The 1,573-nt window shown below is 37.5% G+C and carries 1 protein-coding gene; it reads right to left on the bottom strand.

Going from position 1 to position 1,573, the window contains the following annotated elements; translation table 11 throughout:
• Positions 1 to 33: 33 nt before the first annotated feature.
• A complete protein-coding gene (locus QUA03_RS28845) occupies positions 34 to 1,332 on the bottom strand; it encodes an IS4 family transposase (RefSeq protein WP_333217147.1) in 1,299 nt (432 codons plus the stop codon).
• Between the last annotated feature and the right edge of the window lie 241 nt (positions 1,333 to 1,573).

Here is a 1,573-nt window from a genome sequence, read left to right as displayed (position 1 = left end):
CATTGGTGACAAGTTAAGACTGTAAGTCTTTTGTCAAGAGGCTTTTAGAGAATTGTTGAAAAAAAACTGGTCAGACCCTCGCTGAAGATCCGGAAAAGGAGCCACAATTAACTTTATGTTGGGTTTTCGTTTCTGTTTGACAATACCTAAATCTCGATTTTTTGGGTCGGCAAAATACTTAACTGGATCTGTTGCCTTACCTTTTTGATGAGCCATAGTAAAATGATAAAGACCACGATAAATCATTTCTAATGAAATCTCATCAAAGGGCAGAGAAAGTTCATCCGCTACGGCATCACCTAAATCTACTAACACAGCATAAAACAACCACGTTGACCAAATTTGCAATTTAATTCCATTGATTGAACCAGTCCATAAATAACTTAAACCCAAGAGTCTTTTTACTGTATTAAAAGCCTCTTCTATTCGCCAACGACGCCGATATAAATCCGCAACTACATAAGGTGGCAAAACATGAGGCTCTAGAACACTTGTTAAATAAGAATGCCAGGTTTTTCCTGACCTAACTTCAATTAAACGTAACGTGATAAACGGAGTCTTTTTTGTGCCAGAACCTAGGCGTATTTTCCGGTCTCGCAGTCCATAACTATCTGTAAATACCTGTTCTATTTGAAGGGCTGCTCCTTTCTTTATTCTAGTAATAAATTCAACTTTTTTTTCGATTAATTTATGCCAAAACTTAAAATGATAAAATCCTCTATCCAGTAATAGCAAAGTATTTTCTGTAACTAAATTCAGCATATCTTCTTCCGCTCTAGTATCAGAAGCTTTAGGGTTTTCTTCAAACCAAATCTCAACAGGTAATCTGGTTATTAAATCAATGACTGTAATTATTTTTCCGGCTAATTGTCCTTTTTCAACTGATTCTAAGCTTTGTAGTTTTCTAAATAGAGCCTCCAATATTGAGCCATCTATTATCCAAATTTTCTCGAATTTTGATAAGGTAAATTGAATACTTTCTGGCAATGGACGTTTATTTCTACTATGCCAAGCTTTTCTGAGACTTGGCAATAAATCTTTAAATACTTTTTCAAATAACTCCGCAGGAAATGTCAAAAATCGTTGTGATACCGCTTGTTGACTAACTTTTGTGGGATTACACCACAGAAAACCGTCTCTGGCTAAGATTCTGGTCAGTTCTCTCACCCCTGCTACGTCTCGCCACAGTAACGTTAATACCGCAGCCATCATCAACGGTAAATTCAATATCCGCTCTCTGAGTCCTAATTTTCGGTAGTAATTTTCTTGATTTGTAATCGCCGGTGTCAGCAATCTTTCCAGTTGCTCTGCAATTACTTCATCTTCCACCATTGGTCTGTGTGTTTTTTTCGCGTGGTCTCGATTGGTTTTTCGGCTGCTGGTCATGGCTGCTCACCATCCCTCTATTACTTGTCTGTCATAAGTTTCCCACGATCCCAGACCCATGCAAATACTACCCTTGACAATTTCCCTTTTTCCTTAACTTGTCACCAATGCGTAGCGGATGAACTTTCTCTGCCCTTTGATGAGATTTCATTAGAAATGATTTATCGTGGTCTTTATCATTTTACTA

It is taken from the genome of Microcoleus sp. S36b_A4 (assembly GCF_036700645.1).
Lineage (GTDB): Bacteria > Cyanobacteriota > Cyanobacteriia > Cyanobacteriales > Microcoleaceae > Microcoleus.
This window is presented reverse-complemented; position numbering and strand designations above follow the sequence as displayed.

What these genes read in the sequence shown, in the direction of transcription:
- QUA03_RS28845 (WP_333217147.1), bottom strand. Translation starts at nt 1,332, where the DNA reads ATGGTGGAAGATGAAGTAATTGCAGAGCAACTGGAAAGATTGCTGACA.